The organism is Methanolobus halotolerans (assembly GCF_004745425.1).
Taxonomy (GTDB): domain Archaea; phylum Halobacteriota; class Methanosarcinia; order Methanosarcinales; family Methanosarcinaceae; genus Methanolobus; species Methanolobus halotolerans.
The window spans coordinates 85,960-111,749 of record NZ_PGGK01000005.1 but is presented as its reverse complement, the minus strand read 5'-3'; the positions used below and the strand labels follow the sequence as shown (position 1 = coordinate 111,749).

At 37.8% G+C, this 25,790-nt stretch carries 21 protein-coding genes; 13 read left to right on the top strand and 8 right to left on the bottom strand.

Annotated features, from left to right (window positions below):
* Positions 1 to 181: 181 nt before the first annotated feature.
* A complete protein-coding gene (locus CUN85_RS06270; RefSeq protein WP_135389472.1) occupies positions 182 to 970 on the top strand; it encodes a helix-turn-helix transcriptional regulator in 789 nt (262 codons plus the stop codon).
* Between the two features lie 48 nt (positions 971 to 1,018).
* Here CUN85_RS06270 and CUN85_RS06265 read toward each other — a convergent pair whose 3' ends face one another.
* The 6 genes from CUN85_RS06265 to CUN85_RS06245 form a co-directional block, all read right to left on the bottom strand.
* Positions 1,019 to 1,810, bottom strand: coding sequence for a helix-turn-helix transcriptional regulator (locus CUN85_RS06265; RefSeq protein WP_235856227.1), 792 nt, complete (start codon positions 1,808 to 1,810; stop codon positions 1,019 to 1,021).
* A gap of 758 nt (positions 1,811 to 2,568) precedes the next feature.
* Positions 2,569 to 3,357, bottom strand: a complete 789-nt coding sequence (locus CUN85_RS06260; RefSeq protein ID WP_135389471.1) for a helix-turn-helix transcriptional regulator — start codon at positions 3,355 to 3,357, stop codon at positions 2,569 to 2,571.
* A gap of 632 nt (positions 3,358 to 3,989) precedes the next feature.
* On the bottom strand, positions 3,990 to 4,184 hold the full coding sequence (locus tag CUN85_RS06255) for a hypothetical protein (RefSeq protein WP_135389470.1): 195 nt from the start codon (positions 4,182 to 4,184) through the stop codon (positions 3,990 to 3,992).
* A 13-nt stretch (positions 4,185 to 4,197) separates the two neighbouring features.
* Positions 4,198 to 4,335 carry a hypothetical protein gene (locus CUN85_RS12980; protein ID WP_167848814.1) on the bottom strand — a complete coding sequence of 46 codons (138 nt, stop codon included), beginning with the start codon at positions 4,333 to 4,335 and terminating at the stop codon, positions 4,198 to 4,200.
* Positions 4,336 to 4,613: 278 nt separating this feature from the next.
* Entirely contained in the window at positions 4,614 to 5,402 is a 789-nt protein-coding gene (locus tag CUN85_RS06250) for a helix-turn-helix transcriptional regulator (RefSeq protein WP_135389469.1), read from the bottom strand.
* A gap of 257 nt (positions 5,403 to 5,659) precedes the next feature.
* Positions 5,660 to 5,887 carry a hypothetical protein gene (locus CUN85_RS06245; RefSeq protein WP_135389468.1) on the bottom strand — a complete coding sequence of 76 codons (228 nt, stop codon included), beginning with the start codon at positions 5,885 to 5,887 and terminating at the stop codon, positions 5,660 to 5,662.
* Between the two features lie 424 nt (positions 5,888 to 6,311).
* On the opposite strand from CUN85_RS06245, the gene CUN85_RS06240 reads away from it, so the two are divergent.
* The 5 genes from CUN85_RS06240 (at position 6,312) to CUN85_RS06220 (ending at position 11,399) form a co-directional block, all read left to right on the top strand.
* Positions 6,312 to 6,959, top strand: coding sequence for a tyrosine-type recombinase/integrase (locus CUN85_RS06240; protein ID WP_167848813.1), 648 nt, complete (start codon positions 6,312 to 6,314; stop codon positions 6,957 to 6,959).
* A 21-nt stretch (positions 6,960 to 6,980) separates the two neighbouring features.
* Complete coding sequence (locus CUN85_RS06235; RefSeq protein ID WP_135389466.1) at positions 6,981 to 7,298, top strand: hypothetical protein; 318 nt, start codon at positions 6,981 to 6,983, stop codon at positions 7,296 to 7,298.
* A gap of 648 nt (positions 7,299 to 7,946) precedes the next feature.
* Positions 7,947 to 8,165 carry a hypothetical protein gene (locus CUN85_RS06230; protein ID WP_135389465.1) on the top strand — a complete coding sequence of 73 codons (219 nt, stop codon included), beginning with the start codon at positions 7,947 to 7,949 and terminating at the stop codon, positions 8,163 to 8,165.
* Positions 8,162 to 8,617 carry a hypothetical protein gene (locus tag CUN85_RS06225; RefSeq protein ID WP_135389464.1) on the top strand — a complete coding sequence of 152 codons (456 nt, stop codon included), beginning with the start codon at positions 8,162 to 8,164 and terminating at the stop codon, positions 8,615 to 8,617. Before CUN85_RS06230 ends, CUN85_RS06225 begins: the two co-directional genes overlap by 4 nt.
* A gap of 124 nt (positions 8,618 to 8,741) precedes the next feature.
* A complete protein-coding gene (locus CUN85_RS06220; RefSeq protein ID WP_135389463.1) occupies positions 8,742 to 11,399 on the top strand; it encodes a hypothetical protein in 2,658 nt (885 codons plus the stop codon).
* 403 nt (positions 11,400 to 11,802) lie between these two features.
* Here CUN85_RS06220 and CUN85_RS06215 read toward each other — a convergent pair whose 3' ends face one another.
* On the bottom strand, positions 11,803 to 15,498 hold the full coding sequence (locus CUN85_RS06215) for a GLUG motif-containing protein (RefSeq protein WP_135389462.1): 3,696 nt from the start codon (positions 15,496 to 15,498) through the stop codon (positions 11,803 to 11,805).
* A gap of 548 nt (positions 15,499 to 16,046) precedes the next feature.
* Complete coding sequence (locus CUN85_RS06210; protein ID WP_167848812.1) at positions 16,047 to 17,630, bottom strand: tyrosine-type recombinase/integrase; 1,584 nt, start codon at positions 17,628 to 17,630, stop codon at positions 16,047 to 16,049.
* Between the two features lie 99 nt (positions 17,631 to 17,729).
* On the opposite strand from CUN85_RS06210, the gene dph5 reads away from it, so the two are divergent.
* The 7 genes from dph5 to CUN85_RS06175 all read left to right on the top strand — a co-directional run bounded on the left by dph5 (position 17,730) and on the right by CUN85_RS06175 (position 25,774).
* Complete coding sequence (dph5, locus tag CUN85_RS06205) at positions 17,730 to 18,533, top strand: diphthine synthase (protein WP_135389460.1); 804 nt, start codon at positions 17,730 to 17,732, stop codon at positions 18,531 to 18,533.
* Between the two features lie 79 nt (positions 18,534 to 18,612).
* Positions 18,613 to 20,301, top strand: coding sequence for an ATP-binding protein (locus tag CUN85_RS06200; protein WP_135389459.1), 1,689 nt, complete (start codon positions 18,613 to 18,615; stop codon positions 20,299 to 20,301).
* Between the two features lie 20 nt (positions 20,302 to 20,321).
* Positions 20,322 to 20,603: a DUF357 domain-containing protein gene (locus CUN85_RS06195; RefSeq protein ID WP_135389458.1), complete on the top strand. Its 282-nt coding sequence runs from the start codon at positions 20,322 to 20,324 to the stop codon at positions 20,601 to 20,603.
* 44 nt (positions 20,604 to 20,647) lie between these two features.
* Entirely contained in the window at positions 20,648 to 20,992 is a 345-nt protein-coding gene (locus CUN85_RS06190) for a DUF555 domain-containing protein (RefSeq protein WP_135389457.1), read from the top strand.
* 18 nt (positions 20,993 to 21,010) lie between these two features.
* Complete coding sequence (locus CUN85_RS06185; protein WP_135389456.1) at positions 21,011 to 21,910, top strand: carbohydrate kinase family protein; 900 nt, start codon at positions 21,011 to 21,013, stop codon at positions 21,908 to 21,910.
* A 204-nt stretch (positions 21,911 to 22,114) separates the two neighbouring features.
* Entirely contained in the window at positions 22,115 to 23,827 is a 1,713-nt protein-coding gene (locus tag CUN85_RS06180) for a type II/IV secretion system ATPase subunit (protein WP_135389455.1), read from the top strand.
* Complete coding sequence (locus tag CUN85_RS06175; RefSeq protein WP_135389454.1) at positions 23,828 to 25,774, top strand: type II secretion system F family protein; 1,947 nt, start codon at positions 23,828 to 23,830, stop codon at positions 25,772 to 25,774.
* Positions 25,775 to 25,790: the final 16 nt, after the last annotated feature.

Genomic DNA, 25,790 nt, shown 5'->3' with positions numbered 1-25,790 from the left:
CCAGTACCGAATAGCACCAAACCCTTAGCTCTCCTCGGTCGAGGCACTAAAATTGGTAACATCACTTCTTAGTGCCTCGCCATTCCTTCGTTAGTTCTAAATCAAACTTTAAAAGTAGCTGGTGCATTACTAGTTTTATAAATTAGATTGGGATTGATAGTTCAATTAAAGGGGTGAGGTTTTGGTAAAGAAACCATTACTTGATGTGATGTTTGCATCTGATAAACGAAAGAATGTGCTTAAGTTATTGAATAATGGACCTCAAAGTGCGGATGTAATTCTCGATACGTTGGGGACAAGCCGACCAGCTTTAATTCCTCAAATGAAAATATTAGAAGATAACCATTTAATCATTTCACAAAACGGCACTTATACATTAACAACCATCGGAAAACTGTTGGTTGATAATATGACACCTTTACTTAGTAGTATCGATGTTCTTGATACAAATATAGATTATTGGGGGACCCGTGAACTGGATTTTATTCCATCATCTCTACTCAAAAGATTGAGTGACCTTAAATCCTGTGCTATTTTAGAACCCAGTTTCTCTGAAATTTATGAAGTAAACATGAAGTTTCATGAAAAAACCAAAGCATCAAATTATATGAATCGTATAGCAACATTTCTTTATCCCAATTTCTTCTCCTTGTATTCCGAATATATAGAGAACGGTGTGGAAATATCTCTGATTTTCAGCAAGGAGGTAATTGATAAAATAAAAAGTGATTACACAGAAGAATTCAAGGAATTGATGCAAACAGGTAAAATCAAGATTTTTTTATCACAAGCAGAGATGCCTTTTCTATCAATTGCGTATAACGAATATAGTGTATTCCTGAGACTTTTAAAAAGGAATCTCGAATTTGACAGCAAACAGTTGATATGTTGCAGCCCATCTTCGATTGAGTGGTGTAAGGCTCTTTTTGAGTTTTACCTGAATCGGTCTATATCAGTCACCGACATATAAAAATAAACTAAATTTAGCATGAATTCCATTAAATTCCATTATATAGAGTCAGTCAAGACTAGTTATCAGTGTTGAATCCTTCAAGTAATGTTCAAACAGGTCTTTTCCCCATTTATGTACACTTTCGCTTTCACATAGTAACCTTTTATTATCATACATTCCTTGGTTTGTTAAAAGTCTCATCATGATGGCATGATGTGAGAGTGAAAAAGACAACATATCAAAAGTATCTTTGTGTTGGTATATTTCAATAGCGGTTTCCTGTATAAAGTACTTGAAATCTTCAAAATTATCTAATAGAAGTTTTTCATATAACCCTCTTGAAATAACAATTCTAATATCAACGCCCTTTGAAAGCAAATATGTTAACGTTGTTTTGTAATCAGGATATAGAAATGAAGTAACCATCCAGAGAGATTTTGTTCGATTTACTTCTTGCATAAAATACTTGTCTTCCTCAAATGCTTCATGTATTGGAGTTTCAATTGTAGTACATCCACCAAGTTCAGCAATTCTAGCAAAAAGATAGTCTGGAATGAAATCTTTATTATGTGTTCCCCAGTAGTCAATTGCATCGTCAAATACATTGATAGTTCTTAGCAAAGGAATCATATCATCAACAATTACTTCTCCAATTGTTGTTAATTCACACTTATCCTTGACGTTAGCTATCAGATAGTGCTCTTCTAATATCTTAATCTGTGGAAGCAATGCATGTCTGGTTGTTTCTAATGAATCAAGGAGATATTCCATTTCTTTAGGACCGTCATTTAATAGTAGAAGTACATTTTTTCTCTTTTCAGAAGCAAATATAACCTCGAGTAATAGTTTCTTCAACATGTTCACTCTCTAATTTTCATATGTTGGCGATAATATTTAATACTATTCAAAATAAGCACAAAAGTTTATGAGTGCAGAATTTCCTTATTCTGTATTGAGTATCTGACTTGTAATTCCTAAGCAATATCCTTAAAGTTACAATTCAATACGCATTCCATCGTCGGGGGAAAAATAAGACCCACAACTTAAACACTGGTAGATTATGTCTGTTCCCAACAGAATCTCCTTGAATGCCTCTTTACACTTTGAACAGAATTTCCGTTCCTGATTTGGCATATTACCACCCTTATGCAAATACCATTAAAGAATCCATTCTGGCTGTTCCCTTACGGGTCCAGTATCCACATATTGCACAATGCTGTATATTCTGGTAAAGGTCACGCAGACATGTTTTACACTCAGGACATTCATTTAATTGCTTCAAGTATTCCCTCCACTTGTATCAGGAATTCTTTCTCAACACGATTGCTGAGACCCCCATTCTGACTCTTCCTAGAAACTACATGTTTTTACTTAACCTAAACCGTGTTTAAATTCAAAAGCCTATCTTAAATCACAAGCTATCAAATTATTTGACAACCATACATTATCTTATTTGGAAATCAATGAGGAGTAAATGCTTCTCAAGTTATAATTAAGTTCAATAAAGAAATTCAATGGAATTATTGTTCCATATCAGTAATTCCAATTGTAATTGAAAACATAACTTAAATATAAAAATCTCATGTTCAATTAGCCAAAAAAGGGAACAAAGATGTTTAAGCTTGGGTTATTTCTATAGAATTATTTAGATAATACTCGAATAGGTCATTTCCCCACTTAAGTGCTTGGTCACTCGCACAAATAACCCTCTTATGGTCATAGTCGCCTTCCAGTGTTAACAGCCTTAGTAAGAAATTATGGTCAGTGAGTGTAAATGACATTATTTTGAAGTTTTGATTGTACACATAGATTTTAAGTTTCGGTAGTTGCAGGATGTACTCAAGGTCTTCCTTGAAATCAGATAAGATTTTTTGATAAAGCTCATTTGAAATGATTATTAATATATCGGTATCATTTGCAGCCAAATCAATCAATATTTCTTTGAAGTTTGGAAACACAAACGAAGTAATAAAAGAATACAACTTTGTATCCTTCGCTTGTTCAATGAAAATATCCTCTGCTTCATATACCTTTGACAAGGGTACTTCTATTCGAGCGCATGACCCAAATTCATTTATTCTTTTCACAAGATGTGGCGGGATAAAATCAAGGTCATGAGTTCCCCAGTACTCAATGTCTTTTTCAAAGAAATCAATCATGTCTAACAGAGGAATAACCTCATTAACAATTGCTCTTCCCATGGATGTTAGTGTATAGATATCTTCTGTTTTGATAACCAAGTAGTTATCTTCTAGCGTATTCATATGTGGTACTAAAGTTTGTATAGTTACATCCAAGTTATTTCTTATGGCTTCCCTGTCTGCAGGTCCGTCATTCAATAAAAGGAGTATGTTTTTTCTTACTTCCGAGGAACATATAGAGTTGAGGATATCTTTCTTTACCATATTATCACATCCTTAATAGGGTCTACTTTTTAGGAATAATGCAGAACATACTCTTTAGCAACAATTAAATAAAAAAGGTAAAGCAACATGGTTCTTGAAAGTTTTTACTGAACATAAAGTAGAATAAAAGGGAGAACCGGTCTTTTATAAAATATAGAATGTAGGTATAGAAAATATCAATGTTATGATTGCATCGCTTTGAAGTATGTTTGGAATCACTTTCTGCATTTGGGTACAGAAATGTGCTAAATCCAAAGTTATATTAAAATTTTATTGAAGGTTCGTTGAATTTCTATTACACCACGTACATAAGAAATTGTGCGGTGAAGACTGGGTACATTTAGGGCATCGTTTGCCAGTGTACGATGCTCATTACTTTTAACCTATTCGTAAGTACTTCAGGGTCGCATCAGTTCAAAGTGAGTGATTTTTGGGAATTCATGCCTGAACAGAAACATAGCTTCACTTTCTGTATCTGCGTGTACGGGAACTTCTCTAAACACCTTTTTCTTCTCATCTTCCAAGAATTTAATCCAGTAGCACATGATGTAGCTCCTTTCTTATCTTATTGATTTACTAGGTCACTTTTTTATGTCAACTAATCTTTATTATCGAGTATTGCCAGCATCAAGCTAGCCTTCATCCCACAGCTTATTGAACTTTCTCATTATGTTTTTGGATTCTTTGTCCCTGAACATATCCCGTCCCTTGTAAGAATCACCGGATAGAGGAGGCCTGCAAGGAGAATGGGAATAAAGTATTTCCATTCCAAGTCTTTGTTTCTTGAACCTTATCTTGTGTTCAAGACATGGCCCTGTTTCTCGCATCTAGTGACCCCCCTTATGCAAATACCATAACTGAATCAAGTCTGGCAGTTCCGACTTCGGTCCAATATCCGCATGTTTGACAGTACTGTTTATTTTCATCCGCTTCGTGCATTTGTGCATTGCATTCTGGACATTCTGTTAGCTGATTCATTTATCCACCCCACCTGTATCAGGAGTTATAATTACTCCATCTATGTTTAAGTGCCAAGAACCCCATCCTGACAGCAAACTCTATCACTACTTGTTTTTACTTAACCTAAACCGCCCTTACATTCATCAGCTTCACTATAATACTATGGTCTGGAATTTTCAAACATCATATATTGCAGAGAACTACCATTATCTGCAATGAAAGACAAGCATCAAATAATTATTTCAATTTCCTGAGAAATTCTTTAGTTTTTGCTTGTGTTGTGTATTTGCACTCCATTATAATTCTGTTATCAGTGTTGAGTTCTCCCGAAAATTCTCGAATAGTTCTTTTCCCCACTTAAGCGCACTGGAACTGGTACACGCCGTGAATCTGCTATCATTCTCGCCGGTATTGGTAAATAAACGCAAGAACAAACACTTGTCGTTTAATCCAAATGATAAGAAGTTCATATCATCGCCAGTATGAACAAATAAGTTTAGTAAGTCATTTTGAAGAAGCTTTTCAAATTCGGGATTAACCTCGTATCTCAATCGACCAAGCACATCGGGAGAGATGATGAAATGTATGTTTACGCCATTTTCAAGCAATTCTTTGAATAACTGAACATGGTTCGGGAAAAGGAACGTAGTGACCACGAATACTGATTCAGAGTTTTTTGAAGCTTCATGGAAATTAGCCTGAATGGAATGCATTTCAACAAGTGAAGGTTGTCTGGTTATACATTTCCCAAGTTCATTAATCCTTTTTAAGAGATGAGGTGGGATAAAATCAAGATTACGTGTTCCCCAGTAATCTATAGATGTGTTCAGTACATTGACCGTACTGATTAAAGGAACCATTTTCTCAACAATTTGCCGACCCATAATTGTCAGTTCATAAATGTCACTTTCATGGGTTACAATGTGGTGTTCTTCCAGTATGCGTACTTGTGGAAGTAGAGACTGCCTGTTTGTTCGGAGATGAGAAAGTATCTCTTCCATCTCTTTTGTTTCATCCTTTAAGAACAGGAGTAGATTCTTCCGTTTATCGGATGCAAATAAAACGTCCAGTAGTGGTTTCTTCATTGACTACTCCTCTAAACTTTCTCCCCAGTTAAAATAATATGTGAAAGTATTATTTAAAGTATACGAAACTTTAGTATTTTCTGCAATGAAGATGTGGAAGAAGTTAATTGGTTACTTTGTTCTTTATATGCGAGCATGGGTCGCTCACACATTTTACACCGAAATTTTCGGGATATGGGGATATCTCGGATTTCTAAGGAAAGAGGTATCTTAAAGCCGAAATGGATTGGGAGTAGGAATTATTCTCATTTGTAAGGTCAACTTTTCATCTCTATTGTTACAGTATCAAACTGGTCTTCAGCCAATAAATTATTTAACTTTCGCATTATGTTCTTAGATTTCTTGTCTCTTACCATACTTCGTTCATTACAAGAAGAGACAGATAGATAAGGTCTGCAGTGCAAATGGGAACAGGTCATTTTCATTCCAAGTACCTGTTTTTTGAGTTTTTTGAAGTTATAAATCGGATATATTTCATGTGTCATTTCGAACCCCTCATATTTCAAAATATCATTACTAAGCAAATTTTTGCTATGAATCTGATATTAATTTTGAACCATTTTAATTGTTAATCGAATGTAAGCCAAAATATATATACTCTTCTAGTTTTTTGTCAACAGTGTGGAAGAAAGTTTTAGCACCCTTGAAATAGGAAAAATCGATTTTGTGAATACAGAAGGTGAGAGCATTCAATAATTAATTATATACTGTCATAATGACAAATGAAACTAAAATAAATATATGATGCTTTAAAATAATCCTTTACAAAATTTACTATTTTGTCAACATTAGGCGTCTATAGATTCTATTTCGGCGTCCATTGTCGCCACACAACTTAACGCAAATGTATATATAGTTTACATTATTTTTACTTGTAAAGAATAATAATAAGTGATAACTATGAATTATATGGTTCCATACGAAAAAAATGCTTTACTTTTAAAAGAAGAAACTGACTACCTGACTCTATATGAGTTCAGACAACTGCTTGATGCACTTGAAACAAGATATACTAATCTTCAACGGAAATCGATTCGAAACCTCTTCATAAAAGAAAGAAACAAGCTCTTGCTGGAAATGATGTGGATAACAGCTGGGCGCATTTCAGATGTGTTGAGTATCAGAGCTGAAGATATCGATTTTAATGCAAGGACAATCAAATTCTACGTACAGAAACGTAAGAAATGGCATAGATTAAGTATCGATTCCGATATTGCATTGCGGATATCGAATTATATCCGTATATACCGAGTTACGGGATTCATTTTCAAAGGATTTGGCCAAGATAAAAACAAAGTCATTACTAGACAGTATGTTCACCAAATGTTGCAGGAATTGGCGGAAATTGCAGGAATACGACCTATTCATGCTCACCTGTTCCGCCACGGTCTTGCTACATTTTTATTATCGAAAGGAGTTCCACTGGAAGTGATTTCTTATCGTCTGGCTCACAGTAGTACAAAGGTAACAGCTGATTATTATGCGAGAATTACTCCTGATATTGAAAGAGATTTGCTAAAGTCATATGTGCCGAACTTGCTGGGCCATGAGGTTTAGCATTCGATGGGTGGTGCTTTCATGATAAAAAGCTCTCCATTATCAAAGAAAGAATTCATGGATGAAATCAACGCTCTGGTAGCTGATTCGGTTGAATCGCTGTGGAATTGTGATTCGGCTAGTTTCATTCAGGAGCTATTCTTTTTTCGGAGAAACCTTAGATTGATGAAGAATGATAAATTCATTGAGAACTTTACAGAAACCAAAAATGAATTAATCGATTTAAAAAGGAAATATAAAAAATTGAAGCGTAGTTGTAAACAGCAACGAGAGAAAGAGAAAAATGAAATAATCAGTATTTCCGATGTGGAAATTAAGTACAACTATTTGGTTCGCTAAAATTAACTTTCATAAATTTATTTCTTTAAATAATTACATAAATACTATATTATTTTCATAGGTATTCGGACTGCTATTTGTAACCGAACAACGTTTGACGTGTCAGAATGACACTTAAGACGGAAGGTTGAGAGCCGATTTCAGCGGGAGAGTGCGACAGGCTTATTCTCATTTTGGTGCATCCTTGTTATTCAATTATTACTTTGGTTAGAAAAAATGAGTAGAACCTGAGTTGAAATCAGGTACGGCAGCAAAATTAGTGGTGATGCATCCTAATGTTACTCGGATGCTGCTGTTAATATATCTATACGGAATTGATGGATATTCAGTTGAAATTATTCATCAACTTACAAAATAATTCACTGAACAATTAGAAAGAGGTCTTCTACATATATAAGTTTTTATGTTGCAATGTAATTAATTTTTATTTATATTTTTGATTACAGATTTAGTTTATTCCATAATGTTGCTGTGTTATTCAAGTTTTAACTTTATAAAACTAAAATATTGCCATGTTATTAAAAAACGCAATCAATGCAATGTTTATCACAAAAAATCATTCGTAATGTTTATATATATTGCCGGTTTAGTATATTATTATATTCTTAATTTAATAAAAAAATAAATTACTAAATTTGGTGAAAATTAATGACAGAAAACAAAACAGTAAAATCAATCTTCCTGCGTAACGAAATTATCCGTGCAATTAATAAAGAACGTGTAAATCAACCATTTTCTTCATTTGTCTGTAACTTACTTGAAGACTGGTACGCTAAAAGAAATACTTCTAGAGATATTACAGAAAACAGTCAAGATTTCATAGTTTCTCGCCTTGAAAATGCTGGAAGAAATACGAGGTTGAAATGATGAAAGCTTTAATTACTAATTCAGATTCTGCAAAAATAGAAGTGGAACTTCCAGCTGAGTCTTTCAAAAAATTGCTTGCGATTGTTCAACCATCTGACGTTAACACATTTTTTGAAAATTGTATTACTGATTTTATTGATAAATTGTATAAGGATAAACATGCCTCCAACATCGAGTTAGCCAAGGAAATGATATCAAATGAAGATGAAGATATTGAATTTGGTAAGCACTCTGAGCTTCAAATGCAGTGGGAGGAACTTATGGAGTCATTGACTGAGTATGATAGATTTGTAATCGCTGAGAAAGAAATTGAAGAAACAAATGACCTCCGTGAACAATGGCGGTCGATTTCAAGTCGTCCAACAAGCGCATATGAAGTCGAACTTCTTCACAGGAAGATGAGAAAAGTACTTGCCGAATATAGGAAAAACAATTCAAAATTTTCAAAGTAAATAACTATCAATTTGAGATGTGCGGGTGATTGGTAGAGCCGCACATCAGGAGTTAATACATGAATAATTATAAATTTAATTTAATTATATATAAATATTTCTTAACTTACGTATGGTGGTACAGATGAGTTCCACTGATGATATAAGAACACAGCTTGCACTCTATATTCTCAACTATGCAAATGGTGTCTACAAAATTCATAAAACAACACGAGCTGGTGCAACTACGTCTTTAGTATTGGCATGCCTTATTCTTGGGATTCCAGTGCTTATTTTGGAACCAACTAACAGAATAATTACTCAAACCGTTATTGCAGATGTAAAAGCAATTTCTGAAAAAAAAGATGCAATAATTATTCATGTTCCAAGCAATTTCAAATGCAAGCTCAACAAAAAAATGATAAAAGACAATCCCGATTATGGAGATTTCGATTTTCTTCCATTGCCTACGAAATGTGCAGGTGACGATGAGCATCCACCATGTGAGTATTATGAAGAGTGCCCTGTAACAGAAATCCAAAGAGCCGAAGAATTTGATGTACTCTGTATAACATATGACAAGCTGGTAGCAATCATAAAGACAGCAGAAATGTTCCCTTACTCACATTATACGGATATTTTAGAGAAAATAGATAAACAAGTTGGTGTTGTCATACTCGATGAAGTTCACGGATTGCAATATGATAAGACATCAGAAATCAATCTATTTGAAAACGACGATAAATTTGCATCTAAATTCTTGGACAAAATAAAAAAAGCAAACAAATCAGATGTAAATAAATTTGTCATTCTTGAAAATGTGATTTCAAATTATCAAGAAACAATAAATACTAATGCTATTAATGCTGCTGCTCAACAATTAAAAAATCAATTCCTATTTAGAAATCTGGAAAATGGCAATTGGTTCAATTATAAACACACTCGGAAAGCTGAAAATACAGAATTTAAAGATTTTTTCTGCCAAAAAGAAAAGTACAATCCATATAAACATGAGTTTGAAACAATAAGCATTGACCAAGATAATGTAACTATTGAATCGGTAGCTGAATTAATGGACTTAACCGCCATTCGTCATGAATATAATATCTCAATGGATGAAATCACCGCTGTTTTCAGAATCCTCAACACAGTAACAAACAAAGAACTGATAGTTAAAGCACGTAAAATCAGTGAAGAAAATAAAGATGATACATTGGATTTCAATATTGTAGCAATTAATAATGACTTCAAGAAGCATATAAGTAAATTTCTTCAAGGAATGCAATACAATAAATTAAACATATCAGGGTGCGACAAAAAAGTCACCACTACTAAAATAATATTCTTAACAACTGCAACCTTTGGTAGCTATGATTACAGCCAGTTATTCCATCCTAATACAGAAATTGAAGATATTATTTTTGGTGAAAATGGCGACCCACTGCGAACGAATAATAATCATTATTTATTCTACGATACCAAGTCATTCACATCTAGGGGTAAATATTCTGTATACAATCAGCGATATGAAATAAGGGAATCATGCATTGACATAATGAATATATTTGGTCCAGAAAAATGTATCATATTTTGCAGAAACAAAGATGAATACATTCTCTTCAAAGATTTATTCGATGAACATTACAAGGATGTAGAACAGAAACCATTTGTGACTTATTACAGGTCATCAGAATCAATTGGTGTGAAATCACACTATCGAGTAGGAATTCATATTGGACTCGCTCACATTCCATCAGATTCACATGACCTTTCATGTGATACAGTTGAAGAATCAAGAATTCTGGCTGAAGAACAGATGCATGGTGATACATGGCAAGCTGCCTCAAGACCGAAAGACCCAAGTGGCAAAGAACCTTCAATAAGTATCTTTTTGGGTGTAACGGAAAGAGATGTGAGAAACCTTAGTTCTTGGGGTGTTGGCAGAAAACCCGAAATAATACCACCCGAAAAGAAGGGCATGAAAAAGGGAGTTAATGTTCATATTGAAGGCGAAAAAATATCCGCTCCAATCATAATTGATACAAGAGATTGGGAAGAAACTCTCATAATGAGTGTGGTATGCAAATATGGCTTGTATTCCAGTCCGCAAACAATCGAATACTATGAATGCAATAATCTTATGAATAATTCAGTCAAGGATGAATTGTCAGTTAACTCAAAGGCAGATTTATTAACCAATTTCTTTTCCGATGTCAAAACTCAAGTCAAACGCAAGAATAGAACATTTTCCAAGAAAGATAAAATCCTTGATGAAAAGATAATGCACCAACATTTATCTGGTGATAAAAATGTATATTACCATTCTTCCTCAAGAATGACAGAATATATCATGTTTGAATCTGAGTCTGAAATCCATATAGGTAAGCTGAAATTATTCTTTGATACAAACAATCTACCTTATGCCATCGAAAAATTGAATAATAAATATCGTGTGTGGATTTTCAGCAGAAAGGTTAATTCATTACAGGCTCAACTGTTTGGATATAACATCCTTAAAGCTGTCAAATTTAAAACAAATGGTAAGAATATGGAATGTACCATGTATCCTAATACTGTGAAACCAAAAAAGAAAGGTTCTACAGAAGATTTAATTCAATTGCCTTTCGGTAAACATTCTCAAATATTGCATTATGGTCAGTTTATCGATGATTTTGAAATGGATATTGGAATCGTCGATATTATGGAAAATGACATCTATAATACATTCAAAGTTCAGGGTCTTGGAAAGGTTCTATCGATGTTTAGAGCAACCAACCAACAAAATGAAAAAGTTGAAGCATGAAAACTTGCTAACTTTTATCCTTTTTATATTTAAACAACACATATTCTATTGAAAAATATTTTGCCGACAACCGCTCGAAAGTACCAATATTATAATTATGGTACTTTGTGATGTTGCTCGATAAACATTTTTTATACTGTACTGACTTTCTTCAAAAAAGTTTCGGAAAAAAGTGAGCAAACCTATGTTATTGAAATATTTAAATCTCTTTGTCCGTAATATCATTAAATATAAACTTTGGTTGCAGCGTAGTTGTACAATTATCTATTAATTCAGATACGAGCCCACCTATCTTTGCTAAAAATAAATATCTCTACAATCCCCCTGTACTTCTCTTTCGACTGCTTCACTTTACTCAAATTAATGAAAAGTAAAAATAGTAAAAAAGGATTGAATTGTTACTTCAATCCTGTACTTTTCTCTTATATATTACAAATCCAATTGCCATAATAGCTACAATCAATATACCAACTATCATGTACAAATTTGATTTATTTTCATCTTCAACATTATCGATTGGTTGTTCCTCAAAGCTTGCAACGATATTGGTTTCTTCTGTCACAGTTCTTTCATCACCTGCAATGGAGAATATAGAAAATCCTGAAGTCTGTGCAAGGAAATAGAAGAACTCTTCATCTTCATCCAGTTGTTCAGTTGGTAATCTTTCCCAAACACCATTATTCAGTCTCTCCATCCGAATGGATTCCGGAATAATAGTGTTCTCTTCTACCCATTTTTTATCTACTTTGAAATAGATGAAAATATTATCGGCATTATGACTGCCAATAGTTCCAGTTCTACCAACATTAATCTCCATGAACTTATAAACCGGAGCAGTTTGTGAAGGAGTACCTTCTGGAACGTTGTTCAAAAGGTTAATTCTATTTTCAACTATTCCTTCATTGGTGTTGGAATCGAAACTTATCAGAGTTACAGGTATATCATCAGCAGTTACATGATATTCAACTTTACTTCCAACACCAACATTCTGCCTGTTACTGAAAAGTGTATCTATATTTTCAGATGGAGATTTTGAATCTGCAATATTCTGTTGCCTTGAACTACGTGAAGGCTGTGCCACATCATCATCTTCAACTATTGTATATGAATCATATAAACTTTGTAAATATGGATATCCGTCATTTACAGCTGGGTGGATGTTCCATTTGTTGATAAAATCCCAATCATTATATGTGGTTTGATTTTTCATTTCTGATGTGGTTTTGCTTTCACCACCAGCCGAGTTAGTTAGTCCAGATGTTTCAATATCCCAATATGAATTGCTTATGGTTCCACCATTATTCCAACCAATCAACCCCCCAATATTAGATTCACCAGTCACAGCACCTGTGGAATAAGAATCCATGATAGTACCTTCATTATAACCAACAAGGCCACCGGCACGTTCAATGTAACTGGTCACATCACCCATGGAATATGAATCTGTGATAGTCCCTCCCATAGCATTAATACCAACAAGGCCACCTATATGAAGAAAACCTATCACATCACCTGTGGAATATGAATTCTCAATAGTACCTTTATTTCGACCAACAAGGCCACCGGCAATAGTATTACCGGTCACATCACCCATGGAATATGAATCTATGATAGTACCTCCATTGCTATAACCAACAAGGCCACCTACATGAACACGACCGGTAATATTAATATCAACCAACCCAACATTCTTGATTGTTGCACCAGCATCAGTGCGTCCAAAGAGACCTATATTATCTTCAGTGGGTCTGTTAATAAACAATCCGGTTATCGTATAATTTTGACCATCGAAAGTACCATTGAATTTATTACTTAAATCACCAATTGGTTCCCAACCTTCACCACCATTCCAGTTCTTTGTATCTGATATATCAATATCGTTTATCAAAATATAATGTGCTGATAAATCAAAATTCATGGCTTGTAATTGGCATATTGTAGATACCTCATATGGATTGTTTTCACTACCATCACCATTTTCAAATATAGGATACGATGTGATTAAATTCTGCAAATATGGATAACCATTGTTCACAGCACAATGAATTTCCCATTTATGTGTGAAATCCCAATCTATAAAAGTAGATTGTTGTTTCATTTGTGAAGTTGTTCTAGCTACTCCACCAGCACTTTCTGATTGAGAAGATGTTTCACTATCCCAGTACGATTCGGTTATTGTTCCTGTATTCGTACCAACCAATCCACCAACATCGGTGTTACCTTCTACATCCCCCACGGAATATGAATTATCAATAGTACCACCAGCATTTGAACCAACAAGGCCACCGACCTCAGAATCACCGGTCACTTTAGCTGTGGAATATGAGTTTTCAATAGTACCCGTATTTGTAGCAACTAGTCCTCCTACATCTGAAATACCTGTAACTTCACCGATTGAATAGGAATCTGTGATAAAACCTTGTGTATTACCAACAAGTCCGCCTACCCAATTAGTTCCATTCACATTACCTGTGGAATAGGAGTTCACAATATTTCCAATGTTGTGACCTACAAGACCACCGACTCTATCGTTACCACTCACTTCACCTGTGGAATATGAATTCGTAATAATACCACTAAAAGAATTAAAACCAACAAGGCCACTGACAAACTCATCACCTGTTACCTTGCATGTGGAATATGAGTTCTCGACCTTACCATCACCCTCAATAGTCCCAACAAGGCCACCTACGTAGTTTTCTCCGGTCACTTCACCTGTGGAATGTGAATCTGTGATAATCCCCACATTATTAAAACCAACAAGGCCACCTACGTAGTTTTCTCCGGTAATATTGACATCAACCAACTCAACATTCTTGATTGTTGCACCAGTATCAGTGTATCCAAAAAGGCCTACCCCCAACATGGTTCTGTTAATGAACAGGCCAGTTATCGTATTGTTTTGACCATCGAAAGTGCCAGTGAATTTTACACTATTGTTCCCTATTGGCTGGAATCCTTTGAAAATTCCGGATTCACTATTCCAATTTTCAGTTTCAGATGCATCAATATCATTTACCAGAGTGTAATTTGAATACAAATCAATAGTCATTGCCTGTAATTGAATGACATTTGATATCTGATATGGATTATCAGAGCTACCATCCCCGCCTTCAAATATTTCGTAGGAATCGAAAAGTGATACTAAATATGGATATCCATCATTAACTGATGGATGGATTTTCCACGTATTTGTGAAGTCCCAACCAACATAGGTTCCCAAGTTTTTCATTTCTGATGTGGTTTTGCTTTCACCACCAGCCGAGTTAGTTAGTCCAGATGTTTCAATATCCCAATACGAATTATTAATAGTCCCACCACTCTGATTCTTACCAATCAACCCCCCAATATCAGATTCACCAGTCACAGCACCAGTGGAATATGAATTTTCAATAGTTCCTCCATTAGTACCAATCAATCCCCCAACACCATTACCATTGCTTTTTACATCACCCGTAGCATATGAATTTTTAATGGTCTTTCCATTGAAGCCAACCAAGCCACCAACATGAGAACCAATATCAAATCTACCAGTCACATCACATGTGGAATATGAGTTTTCAATAGTTGAATCTCCCGAACCCCATTGTTCGCCAACCAATCCACCTACATACTGTTCACCTGTTATATATCCTGTGGAATATGAATTTTCAATAGCTCCCCACCATTTCTCACCAATTAATCCACCCACCGGTGCATTACCCGATATATTTACATTTTCCAATCCAATGTTTTTTATAAGTGCGTTGTTTGTCCCACCAAACATACCTACTGGCTCACTTGTATCTGGTCTATTGATATATAATCCGGTTATCGTATAGTTTTGACCATCTAAAGAACCTGTAAAAGGACTACTACCGTTACCTATCGGTTCAAAGTTTCCAAATCCTGTCATATCTATATCTTGTGTTAAGACGTAATCCCTGTTTAAATATTGAGTCATATTTTGTAATTCTTCTGGCGTAGATATCTCAATAAAAGTAGGTACTGCAGAAGCAGTTGATATGAGAAGAGTTAATGAGAAAAGAATTAAAGAATATTTAACATACGATACATACAATGGTTTTTTGTTTATAAATTGATTTGTATTAAGCCACATATATTTTATGTTAATATTCTAATGCTATTTATATATATATATATAGAAATTCAAACAAAAATCAAATTTAATAACAATCCAAAATGTACTGCCAGCTATTGAACGATGTTACAGATTTTGCTTTGATGATAGCGATTCTTATAGGTTTTCTGCAGAGCCATTTTCAATGCCTATTAATTACAAATTTTCAATCCCTAAAAGTATCCGAAACTGACATTCACATAGACAGCCAGACAGACACTTTTCCGGCTAGCCAATGAATGATATGAATAATGGATTTTCCTTTGCGATTCGGGCGGATTTCGGTCTTTTCGGGTGGGTTTTGGGGATAGTTAAGGGTGGGATAGAGATGTATGAATGATTTTTGAATTTATATCATTGATTTTTGAAATATGAATGTAATTAATAAAATCATTGAAATTATTATAGAAGTTTAGATTGATGATTTCAGTGAAATTATCATAATTCGATTGAATTAAATGGAAAGAAAAAGAAGGATAGATGAAATAATACATCTATCTATTTTATGGGTGAAAATAGGGTTGACTTCAGGATGTGTGGAGTGATTCGTCTTCATCTTCCTCAACCAATCTGAAAACACCTTTGTACTTGCTGTTATTAATAAAGTCATCAATATTTTTTCTTTCTTCAGTTTTTTGCTGCTGATATAATTCTTGTTGTTCTTCCAATGTTAAATCTGAATCTGCATCAATTGATTCAAGTTTATTTTCAAGTTTATGTTTTTTGAGACTATTTTCCATGCAGATAGTGGCATCTTTTCCACTGTATTTTTTTGCATTTTTCAATCCATTATAATGTTCAAGTTCAACATCTGCATCATCCTCAAATTTTTCAAGTTTTTCAATTTCATTTCGCAAATTGTCACGGGCTTCCAACTTCTCCATTCTTTTTAGCACATTTTCATACTTCTGTTCCATTATATCCATTTCAGTTTCAACTGGAATTTTACCATCAAGTGCAAAACCACATGCAAAACAAAACCCTGTTGCTTCTGGTGGGTTTTCTATCTTACATCTTGGACATATTACGGGTTTCAATGGTGATTCATCACGTATATCTTCATCCGTAATTAGACCCATCTGTTTAAGTTGTGCATTATCTGCATCTATTTCACTGATTTTTATGTATCTGGAAAATGCAGTCGAATTAGGTTGCCAACCACCCAAATTCTTTACGACAAGTTCAGGTAATTCTCTTGCAACTTTTGATGCTTTGGTATGTCTGAACAGGTGAGGGAATATACGCTTGGTAATTCCTGCTTTTTCTGCTGCATTCTTTAGAATCACACTACATTGACTTCTTCCAAGTCTTTTTCCCTGATTAGATAAGAAAAGTGGTCTGTTGGAATTGAAATCTATCCTAAGTTGTTTTAAATATGTAACAGATAAATCCAGTCTTACACGTCTACCAAATGTCTTTGATGTTTCATCACGTATTTTGATGTAGAAACCATATTTATCTTGTTTAATATCGTTTTCATTTAGTGATAGTACTTCATTTCTTCGACCCATTGAATCATATAACATCGATATTAAAAGCTGATTCCTAAGATTTGGTTCTCTTACTTTTTTACCAGTTTCATCAAGTCCACTTTCAGCATGTAGCATTGCAAGTATTTCTTCATCTGTTAGTAAATCATCCTGTTTAATGGAATCATCAACTTTTACAAATTCAAAGAAATCAACTAATTCTGGATAATCCTTCTTTTTTATTTTCCTTCTATCTTCTTTTGATTTTCCAAAGTTGTTATCAAATATTAAGAAGAATGTTTGAATCACTGATTTGTAATTGTTTTGTGCACCATCAGAAATTTCTTCAAATACATCACCTTTCTTTTTAAGTAGAAAATCATCTGATTCAATATAATCTTCCATATCATCATATGTCATATCGCCAAAATCTTTTGATACAATATTTGAAAGTTTTTCCAACACCCTTATTTTATCAGAAATAGTTTTGAAAGAAAATTTCTTTCTCAACATGTATTTTACATAATTGTGAAGAACTTCCCTATTATTTTGATTATCAATTTTTTCAATTAATTTATCAATCTTTTCTTGATTAATTTTTTTAAGTTCTTCATTCGTTGGTTCATCTTCCCATGTCGCCATATATATCCCCATTATATTATTTTTTTATATAATAATATTCTCTTGTTGAAAGAACCAACTTGCGAAAACTTTAACATATAAAGAACCGTTTTTCCGACCATGCTCACTTTCATAGGACTGGGTCTTTTTGATGAAAAAGATATCTCTGTTAAGGGACTTGAGGCCGTGCAGAATGCAGATATGGTCTTCGCGGAATTCTATACCTCAGTACTCATGGGTACTACTATTGAGAGGCTTGAAGAGCTCTACGGTAAGAAGGTCCGTATACTCTCAAGGGAAGATGTGGAACAGTATCCCGGGTGGATAGATCATGCAAAGGAGAAGAATATTGTTTTCCTCACCGGTGGCGATACTATGGTTTCCACGACCCATGTGGACCTTCGCCTGAGGGCACAGGATGCGGGCATCGGAACGGAACTCATCCACGGAGCCTCAATTTCATCAGCTGTCTGTGGCCTGTCCGGTCTCCAGAACTATCGTTTTGGAAAAGCATCCACCATTCCACATCCTTATACTAGCAGCAGGGGCAGGACCATAGTATCGGAAACTCCTTATGATACTATCAAAATGAACATGGAAAAGGATATGCACACCCTTATCTTCCTGGATATCGATAAGAAAAAAGGCTATATGACAGTAAACCAGGCACTGGAACTTCTCCTTGAAGTTGAAGGCCGAAGGGCCGAAGGAATAATGGATAATACTATTGCTGTGGGCATAGCACGGGCAGGTTCACCGGAACCCAGTGTCAAAGCAGGCTATGTAAACAAACTAAAGGAACATGATTTCGGCGGGCCGCTGCACATAGTTGTCATTCCGGCAGCACTGCATTTCATCGAGGCCGAAGCGCTTGTCAAACTTGCAGGGGCACCACCTGAAATTATGTATTCCACAGAAGATTGAAAAAATTATGATTTGCAGGGGAAATATAATAATACAACCCAAACATATAACCAGAAACCAGGAATTTGAGGGATGAAAAATGGTTCGAGGTTCAGTAGGCGTAATCTTTGGAGAAACAGGTACTCTTGAGTTCAAAATGCTTGTGTCTGACAGCACTGCCGTATATAGGGGTGCATATATCAAGGCATGGCATGAAACCGACGGGTGGGTACTTGCACAGGTAATTAATATCACAAGATCGAGTGAATCTTTCACGATCGAAGAGGCAAAGGCAGGTCAGCGAAAGGACAAAAGTGATGACCGTATAGTAGCGGAGGTGATTGTGATCGGGACCCGGGACAAAGAGGGTATGCTCAGGTCACCAACGATACCTTTCAGTCCGGGGGACCTGATATATATAGCAGATGAAGGGTTGATCCGTTCAGTGTTAGGCCTGCTGGGACAGGACATGAACATAGGCCTGCTTGAAGGAACAGGTATAAAGGTCCAGCTGAGTGTGAACAGCCTTGTGCAGAAGCACTGCAGCATACTTGCCAAGACCGGTAGTGGAAAATCCTATACTGCTGCGGTGATACTTGAAGAACTGATGGACAGGGATATACCTCTTCTGATCATCGATCCCCACAGCGAATATACCTCGCTCAAAATGCAGGGGCCGGATGACCCTGAAGCCTTTAAGAAGTACGGTGTCACACCAAAGTCTTATGCGGACAGGGTAACAGTCTACACTCCTGCTAACAAGGCTATAAACCCGGATGCTGACGAAACATTCCGCTTGAACGGTATGAACCTGACTGTAAAGGATCTGACCTCCATATTCCCTGATAATTTCTCTACGACCCATACAGGAATACTCTACGAGGCCATACAGAGCCTGAGAGCCGAAATGGAGACATATACAATTGATGATATCATATTTGCTGTCGGCAATGATAAGAGCAAGGCAAAGTGGTCAGTTATCAGCATGCTTGAGAACATAAGGGACACGGACATACTGTCACCGAACCCTACGCCGATAGAGGCGCTTGTACGCAAGGGAAAGGTTGCGATACTCGATTTCAAGGGCGTACCTCCTGATATGCAGAGTATGATAGTCGCACAACTCTGTTTGAACCTTTTCGAGGCAAGGAAACTGGACCGGGTACCGCCAGGAATGCTGGTGATCGAGGAAGCGCACAACTATGCACCGGAGAAAGGATTCAGCAAGACGGTGAGTACGGACATTCTCAGGACCATAGCATCCGAAGGCAGGAAATTCGGACTGGGCATGATGGTCATATCCCAGCGTCCCGCAAGAATTGACAAAAATGTACTTTCCCAGTGCGGCACCCAGATAATCATGAAGGTTACAAACCCCAATGACTTAAAAGCTATAAGCAAAGGACTCGAGGGTGTCAACTCCTATGTGGAGGATGAACTCATGCGACTGCCAGCGGGCGTTGCCATGCTTGTGAGCAATGATATCGAGAGGCCCATACTTGTCGATATAAGAATACGGAGATCCAAGCACGGTGGTGAATCTGTCAATGTGCTCATGGCCGCACAGACCCAGAGTCTGCCACCTCCACCACCTGTGGCCAATGCACCACCTTTGCCGGAGGAAACACCGGTATTGAGGAAAACAGCACCACCTCTGCCATCTGCTGCAGAACCTGCAACAATAGAAGAGAATCGGGTTAGTGCACCGCCTCCTAAAAGAAAACCATCCCGTCCTCCGAAAAATGATGGTGGAAAACTGTTCACCAGGATATTCGGGGGCGGAAAGTAGAACTTAGGTCGGATGTTGATATGGCTGCAGATCTGAATGAAAAGGTTAAAAGATATGAGGGACTACTAAGGGCAGCGTTGCAAAAAGCCGGGTTCGCTCCTATCGAACAATCGCATATGTATAAGGTGGCCCAGGATTATCGTAGCATGGCAAGTTCGTATTACAATGACGGCCTGCATTTCATGGAGACTGACGATCCTGTGAATGCACTTGTATGTTTCAGTTATGGCCATGCCTGGCTTGATGCCGGTGCACGGCTTGGCCTGTTCGATGTTGATGACGATGTGCTATTTACCATTTGAATAATAAATTGAGTTGAAGAAGAAATTATACCGGAGTAAAAGAGATGCCTAATTATCATGTTACACTTGAAGCCGCCTGGTTGGTAAGGGATGTAAAGACTGCCGATGATGCAATCGGTGTTGCTATATCAGAGGCAGGTAAACGCCTTAACCCTAAACTCGATTACGTTGAAGTGGATATTGGAACTACTTTCTGCCCTTCCTGTAAAGAGCCTTTCTCCAGCGTTTTCCTTGCAGCCAATACAGCCATAGTAGGACTTGTTCTTGAGATGAAGGTTTTTGATGCAGAAAGCGAAGAACATGCCGCAAGGATATCCAAATCCGTAATTGGAAGGGCTCTCAGGGACGTACCTCTGGATGTTATAGATGTACAACCCTTCGATGAATAATCGTGAATGAGATGTATTATGGACAAAGTTATCTCGGTTGTCGGTCACGCTGCCATAGATCTTCTTTTTGATGTTGAGAACATAGCCGTACACAACGAGTCCCATCCAATAATTGAATACAATGAGTATTATGGCGGGGGAGCTGCAAATATCGCGATCGCGATTGCAAGGCTTGGCGGCAGATGCCAGTTAATATCTGCAGTCGGCGGAGACTTTGCATCCTCGGGATATGAGTCAGAACTGGAAAAACACGGTGTGGACCTATCGCTGCTTCACAGATTCGAGAATGAGAAGAGCACCAGGGCCTTTGTATTCACTGACAGGGAACACAATCAGAGCACTTACTTTGACTGGGGGGCATCAGTACACCTGCAGGAGCTTGACCCTCCAGTTGTGGACTTTGTGCACCTTGCAACCTCCGACTCGACCTACAATGCAAAGATAGCGAAAAAGGCCGGTTTTGTTTCCTTTGACCCCGGACAGGATCTTGTGACATACTCTCAGGAGAATCTCGAGAGCATACTTGAGAACACCAATATGCTGTTCACGAACAGGCATGAGATCCAGCGTGTCTGTGACATGACCGGCAAATGCTTTGACGACATTCTGGAAATGATCGGGACAGTTATTGTAACATACGATGTAAAAGGCAGCATCATACATCATAACGGAGAGGCAATCTCGATTCCCGTGGTATCTGTGAAGGCAATGGACCCCACAGGTGCGGGGGATGCATACAGGGCAGGTTTCCTGCTTGCATACACCCGCAACTACCCTCTCGGGATCTGCGGCAGGATCGGTGCCACTGTTGCTTCCTTTGCAGTGCAGAGTATTGGGTGCCAGACAGATCTTCCTGGCTGGGAAGAGATGGAGAAAAGATACGAAGAGAATTTCGGTGAACTTGTGTCTCCGGCCTGAGGACAATACCAGAACCTTTTCTTTTTTAGGATGCTTTGACATTTATTATATTCTGTCTTATTATATTCTGTCATTTTATTGTTATGAAAACTTATTATCAACCAAGAATCCATCGGTTCACCTGGCATATTTCTTATAACCTGAAAACTATAGTTTGATAAAAAACAAAGAGTTTTTATATATTATCTTATATAATAATCTTCAATGAGTCAGGAGTCAGATCGATCCGGATTGAACTTGATACTGCCGGAAGCGGAACATTATGGTATCTTAAAAGAAAAGGACACTAAAAAAACCAGATCTATCCTATCCTTTCACAGGCATATCTGGGAGCGTATGTCCACATTTGGGAAACCAGAAACTGAACTTCCTGCTTATGACCCGCAACTCCATGGTCCATTAGTAAAGTTCGAACTGCCTTCGGGCTACAGAGAAATTGAACGGTATTGGGTCAATGAACCTTACTCTTTCGTGTGCATCCTTGAAAAAAGCAGCATATTCAGCTATCATGTGATTGAGCCTGCACTCACACTTTACGAGCGGGACATACTGGAAAGGATATACGATGATCTGCGGGATATCTTAAGCCTTGGAGGCATATCTTCCAGAAAGAATAAGGAACATGTTCTTGTCCGGCAGACTTTATCCCTTCTCAGCAGGTACCATGCGAAACTGGAATACAGTTCGATCTACAGGATATTATACTACCTCAGACGCAACTTCCTTGGCAGTGACAGGATTCACTCGCTGATGCTTGACCCAAATATCGAGGACATATCCTGTGACGGGGTTGATATCCCCTTATTCCTGTACCACAACGAATATCGGAACATCAAGACAAACATCTCTTTCGGGGAGGAGGAACTCAACTCTCTGGTGATAAAGCTCTGCCAGAAAAGCGGTAAACATATATCTATTAGTGAACCCATGGTGGACGCAACACTTCCCGACGGCTCCAGGCTTCAGGCAACCTTGGGTAAAGAGATCACTACCAGGGGTAGCTCGTTCACCATCCGGAAATTCAGGGGAGACCCTATCACCGCCATCGACCTTATCAATTATAACACATGTAGCGTGGAAATGGTCGCTTATTTCTGGCTTGCAATCGAGAACGGTAACTGTGCCATCTTTGCCGGGGGAACTGCATCGGGTAAGACTTCCATGCTCAACGCGGTCTCTCTTTTCATCCCGCCATTATCAAAAGTCGTATCCATTGAGGATACGCGTGAACTTACATTGCACCATGATAACTGGATAGCAGGAGTTACCAGGAAATCCCTGAGTGCGGGCAGCACCGGGGAGGTCACCATGTACGACCTCCTGCGATCTGCACTTCGGCAACGGCCGGAATATATTCTCGTGGGTGAGATCCGTGGGGAAGAGGCCCTGACACTTTTCCAGGCAATCTCTACCGGTCATGCAACTTATTCTACCATGCATGCGGGGGACGTACAGACCGTAGTGAACAGGCTGGACAGCCCCCCACTGAACGTACCCCATGTTATGCTTCAATCACTTGACATCCTGAGCATACAGACACAGACATTTGTCAAGGACAAACGTGTGAGAAGAACACACAGTATCGTTGAGTTCACAGGCATAGATGCAAAGACCGGACATATCCGTATCAATGAACTGTATCGCTGGGACGCTTTAACTGATACTTTTAAACGCAGCGGTGATTCCTATGCTATAAACAAGATTATACAGGCACGCGGATGGGACCGGGAAAAACTTGACTCGGAACTCAGAACAAGGGAGCGTATACTTGAGTACATGTGGAATAAGGGCATGAGGGACTATGTCAGCTTGTCCCTTGTGGTCCAGGCCTATGCAGTCAATCCCGAACTGGTACTGCAGGCGATTGATAACCATACTCTTGAGGAGATTATCGCACAGGATTCTGAAGGTGTGTAAGTGAATATCATTGATTCTGTTGCGCATCTGATCTTCGGTAAATATATCAGGGACCGTATAGGTCGATTCCAGAGCACGAGGAACATCCTGAGAAAGGCCAATATGGGTATGCTTGTGGAACAGTACATATCACAGGCATGTTTGATGTCCCTGGCCGCAGGTCTTCTTGCAGCACTTGCCGGCACTTCCATTGGCTTGTACTTCTTCGGGGATATGACACTGTACAGTATAGGGCCATGGGTTATTCCTTTGTGGATCAACTCTGGTTTCGCAAATCTTTTTGTATTACTGTTATGCACTACATTCTTCGTTGTTGCTGCATCGCTTACCTATTATGTTTTCATGTCTATACCGGAAGTGCAGGCAAATGTCAGGAGTTCGCTGATAAACCAGTCCCTCCCTCATACGACTGCTTATCTTTACGCTTTGAGCAGGGGAGGGGGCCTGAACCTTCTGGATATAATGAGGTCGATCACGGGGAATTATCACATATATGGTGCAGCTGCAGAAGAGATCGGCTATATTGTCAAGGACATGGACTATTACGGGACAGACCTGCTGAGCGCCCTTGAAAAGGCCAGCCTGAGGACACCATCCCAGAAATTCAAGGACTTTATCGAAGGTCTTAACTCCATTGTCGCCAGCGGGGGGGACATCACAGCTTACCTCAAGTCAAAGAATGACCAGTACCGCCTAAGTGCTACAAAGGAGCAGAAGATATTCTTTGAAACTCTGGGGGTGCTTGCTGAAGTATATATCTCGGCCTTTGTGGCCGGCCCGTTGTTCCTTATAACAATACTTGCTGTGCTGGGGCTGGTGAATTCCGGATCTATAACTATACTGAACTTGATCATATATCTGATCATACCGATTAGTACAGCTGTTTTTGTAATTCTGCTGAGTTCGATAACAGGAGAAAATGCAAACCTGCAGAATATCTATGTCCGGGAAAAGAAACTTGATGTCTTTTCCCATGTACGGATCAGGGCAGGGCCTGAGAACGAGGAAGAGTTGCGAAGGAAGATGAGGTTCTACGAGAAATTTATAAGCATTCGCAACAAACTTTTTCACCCGTTCCGCTTCCTGAAGAGCAGCCCGTCATATGTGTTCGCAATAAGCCTGCCGGTTGCATCCCTGTATCTAATGTTTACCATCAGGGATTATCTGGACAGCTTCAATATCACAGCTTTTAAGACTATAAATACCGGGACACTTGCGGTTATCGATGATCATGTCTTCATAGCATTGATGATACTTTTCGTTCCTTTTGTGATATTTGATGAGATCAGAAATCACAGGGTAAAGCAGATCGAATCACACATCCCTGAATTCCTGAAGAACCTTGCCAGCATAAATGAGGCCGGGATAATGCTCGTAGATGCCATCGAAATGAGCACTAAACTGAAGATTGGAGTACTGCATGCCGAAGTCAAGAGACTTGTTAACGACCTGTCCTGGGGTACTAAGGTCGATGATGCTTTAAAGAAATTTGAGTATCGCATCAGAACAGAGATGACCAGGCGTATTATTACTCTTATTATCAAAGCGAACGAGGCCACCAGTGATATAAAAAGCGTTCTTACAATTGCAGCCCACGATGCTGAAGTCCAGAAACAGCTTAAAAAAGAACGTAATGCAGAGATGTTCGTGTATGTTTTCATTATTTACATCGCGTTCATGGTGTTCCTCTTCATAGTATACATCCTGGCAGCCTATTTCCTGCCTGCTATGCCTTCAGGGACCGATAATATACAGGCAGGTATGCCACTTATATCCAACTTCGATCTTGAGGCATATACCATGCTTTTCTTCCACGCTGCAATGATACAGGGATTCTGCTCAGGCATAGTTGCAGGGAAGATGGGAAGCGGGAAAGTCCATTCAGGAATCAAGCACTCGTTGCTGATGATGTCTCTTGCCTATATTATATTTACAGTATTCATCTGAAAGTGTATCTGAGAGA

Bases quoted from the DNA above. Each gene is read 5' to 3' on its own strand.
- CUN85_RS06240 (WP_167848813.1), top strand. From the start codon at position 6,312: ATGGTTCCATACGAAAAAAATGCTTTACTTTTAAAAGAAGAAACTGAC.
- dph5 (WP_135389460.1), top strand. From the start codon at position 17,730: ATGCTCACTTTCATAGGACTGGGTCTTTTTGATGAAAAAGATATCTCT.
- CUN85_RS06250 (WP_135389469.1), bottom strand. From the start codon at position 5,402: ATGAAGAAACCACTACTGGACGTTTTATTTGCATCCGATAAACGGAAG.
- CUN85_RS06265 (WP_235856227.1), bottom strand. From the start codon at position 1,810: ATGTTGAAGAAACTATTACTCGAGGTTATATTTGCTTCTGAAAAGAGA.
- CUN85_RS06200 (WP_135389459.1), top strand. From the start codon at position 18,613: ATGGTTCGAGGTTCAGTAGGCGTAATCTTTGGAGAAACAGGTACTCTT.
- CUN85_RS06220 (WP_135389463.1), top strand. From the start codon at position 8,742: ATGAGTTCCACTGATGATATAAGAACACAGCTTGCACTCTATATTCTC.
- CUN85_RS06225 (WP_135389464.1), top strand. From the start codon at position 8,162: ATGATGAAAGCTTTAATTACTAATTCAGATTCTGCAAAAATAGAAGTG.
- CUN85_RS12980 (WP_167848814.1), bottom strand. From the start codon at position 4,335: ATGAATCAGCTAACAGAATGTCCAGAATGCAATGCACAAATGCACGAA.
- CUN85_RS06235 (WP_135389466.1), top strand. From the start codon at position 6,981: ATGATAAAAAGCTCTCCATTATCAAAGAAAGAATTCATGGATGAAATC.
- CUN85_RS06185 (WP_135389456.1), top strand. From the start codon at position 21,011: ATGGACAAAGTTATCTCGGTTGTCGGTCACGCTGCCATAGATCTTCTT.
- CUN85_RS06215 (WP_135389462.1), bottom strand. From the start codon at position 15,498: ATGTGGCTTAATACAAATCAATTTATAAACAAAAAACCATTGTATGTA.
- CUN85_RS06245 (WP_135389468.1), bottom strand. From the start codon at position 5,887: ATGACACATGAAATATATCCGATTTATAACTTCAAAAAACTCAAAAAA.
- CUN85_RS06260 (WP_135389471.1), bottom strand. From the start codon at position 3,357: ATGGTAAAGAAAGATATCCTCAACTCTATATGTTCCTCGGAAGTAAGA.
- CUN85_RS06195 (WP_135389458.1), top strand. From the start codon at position 20,322: ATGGCTGCAGATCTGAATGAAAAGGTTAAAAGATATGAGGGACTACTA.
- CUN85_RS06255 (WP_135389470.1), bottom strand. From the start codon at position 4,184: ATGCGAGAAACAGGGCCATGTCTTGAACACAAGATAAGGTTCAAGAAA.
- CUN85_RS06210 (WP_167848812.1), bottom strand. From the start codon at position 17,630: ATGGCGACATGGGAAGATGAACCAACGAATGAAGAACTTAAAAAAATT.
- CUN85_RS06230 (WP_135389465.1), top strand. From the start codon at position 7,947: ATGACAGAAAACAAAACAGTAAAATCAATCTTCCTGCGTAACGAAATT.
- CUN85_RS06190 (WP_135389457.1), top strand. From the start codon at position 20,648: ATGCCTAATTATCATGTTACACTTGAAGCCGCCTGGTTGGTAAGGGAT.
- CUN85_RS06180 (WP_135389455.1), top strand. From the start codon at position 22,115: ATGAGTCAGGAGTCAGATCGATCCGGATTGAACTTGATACTGCCGGAA.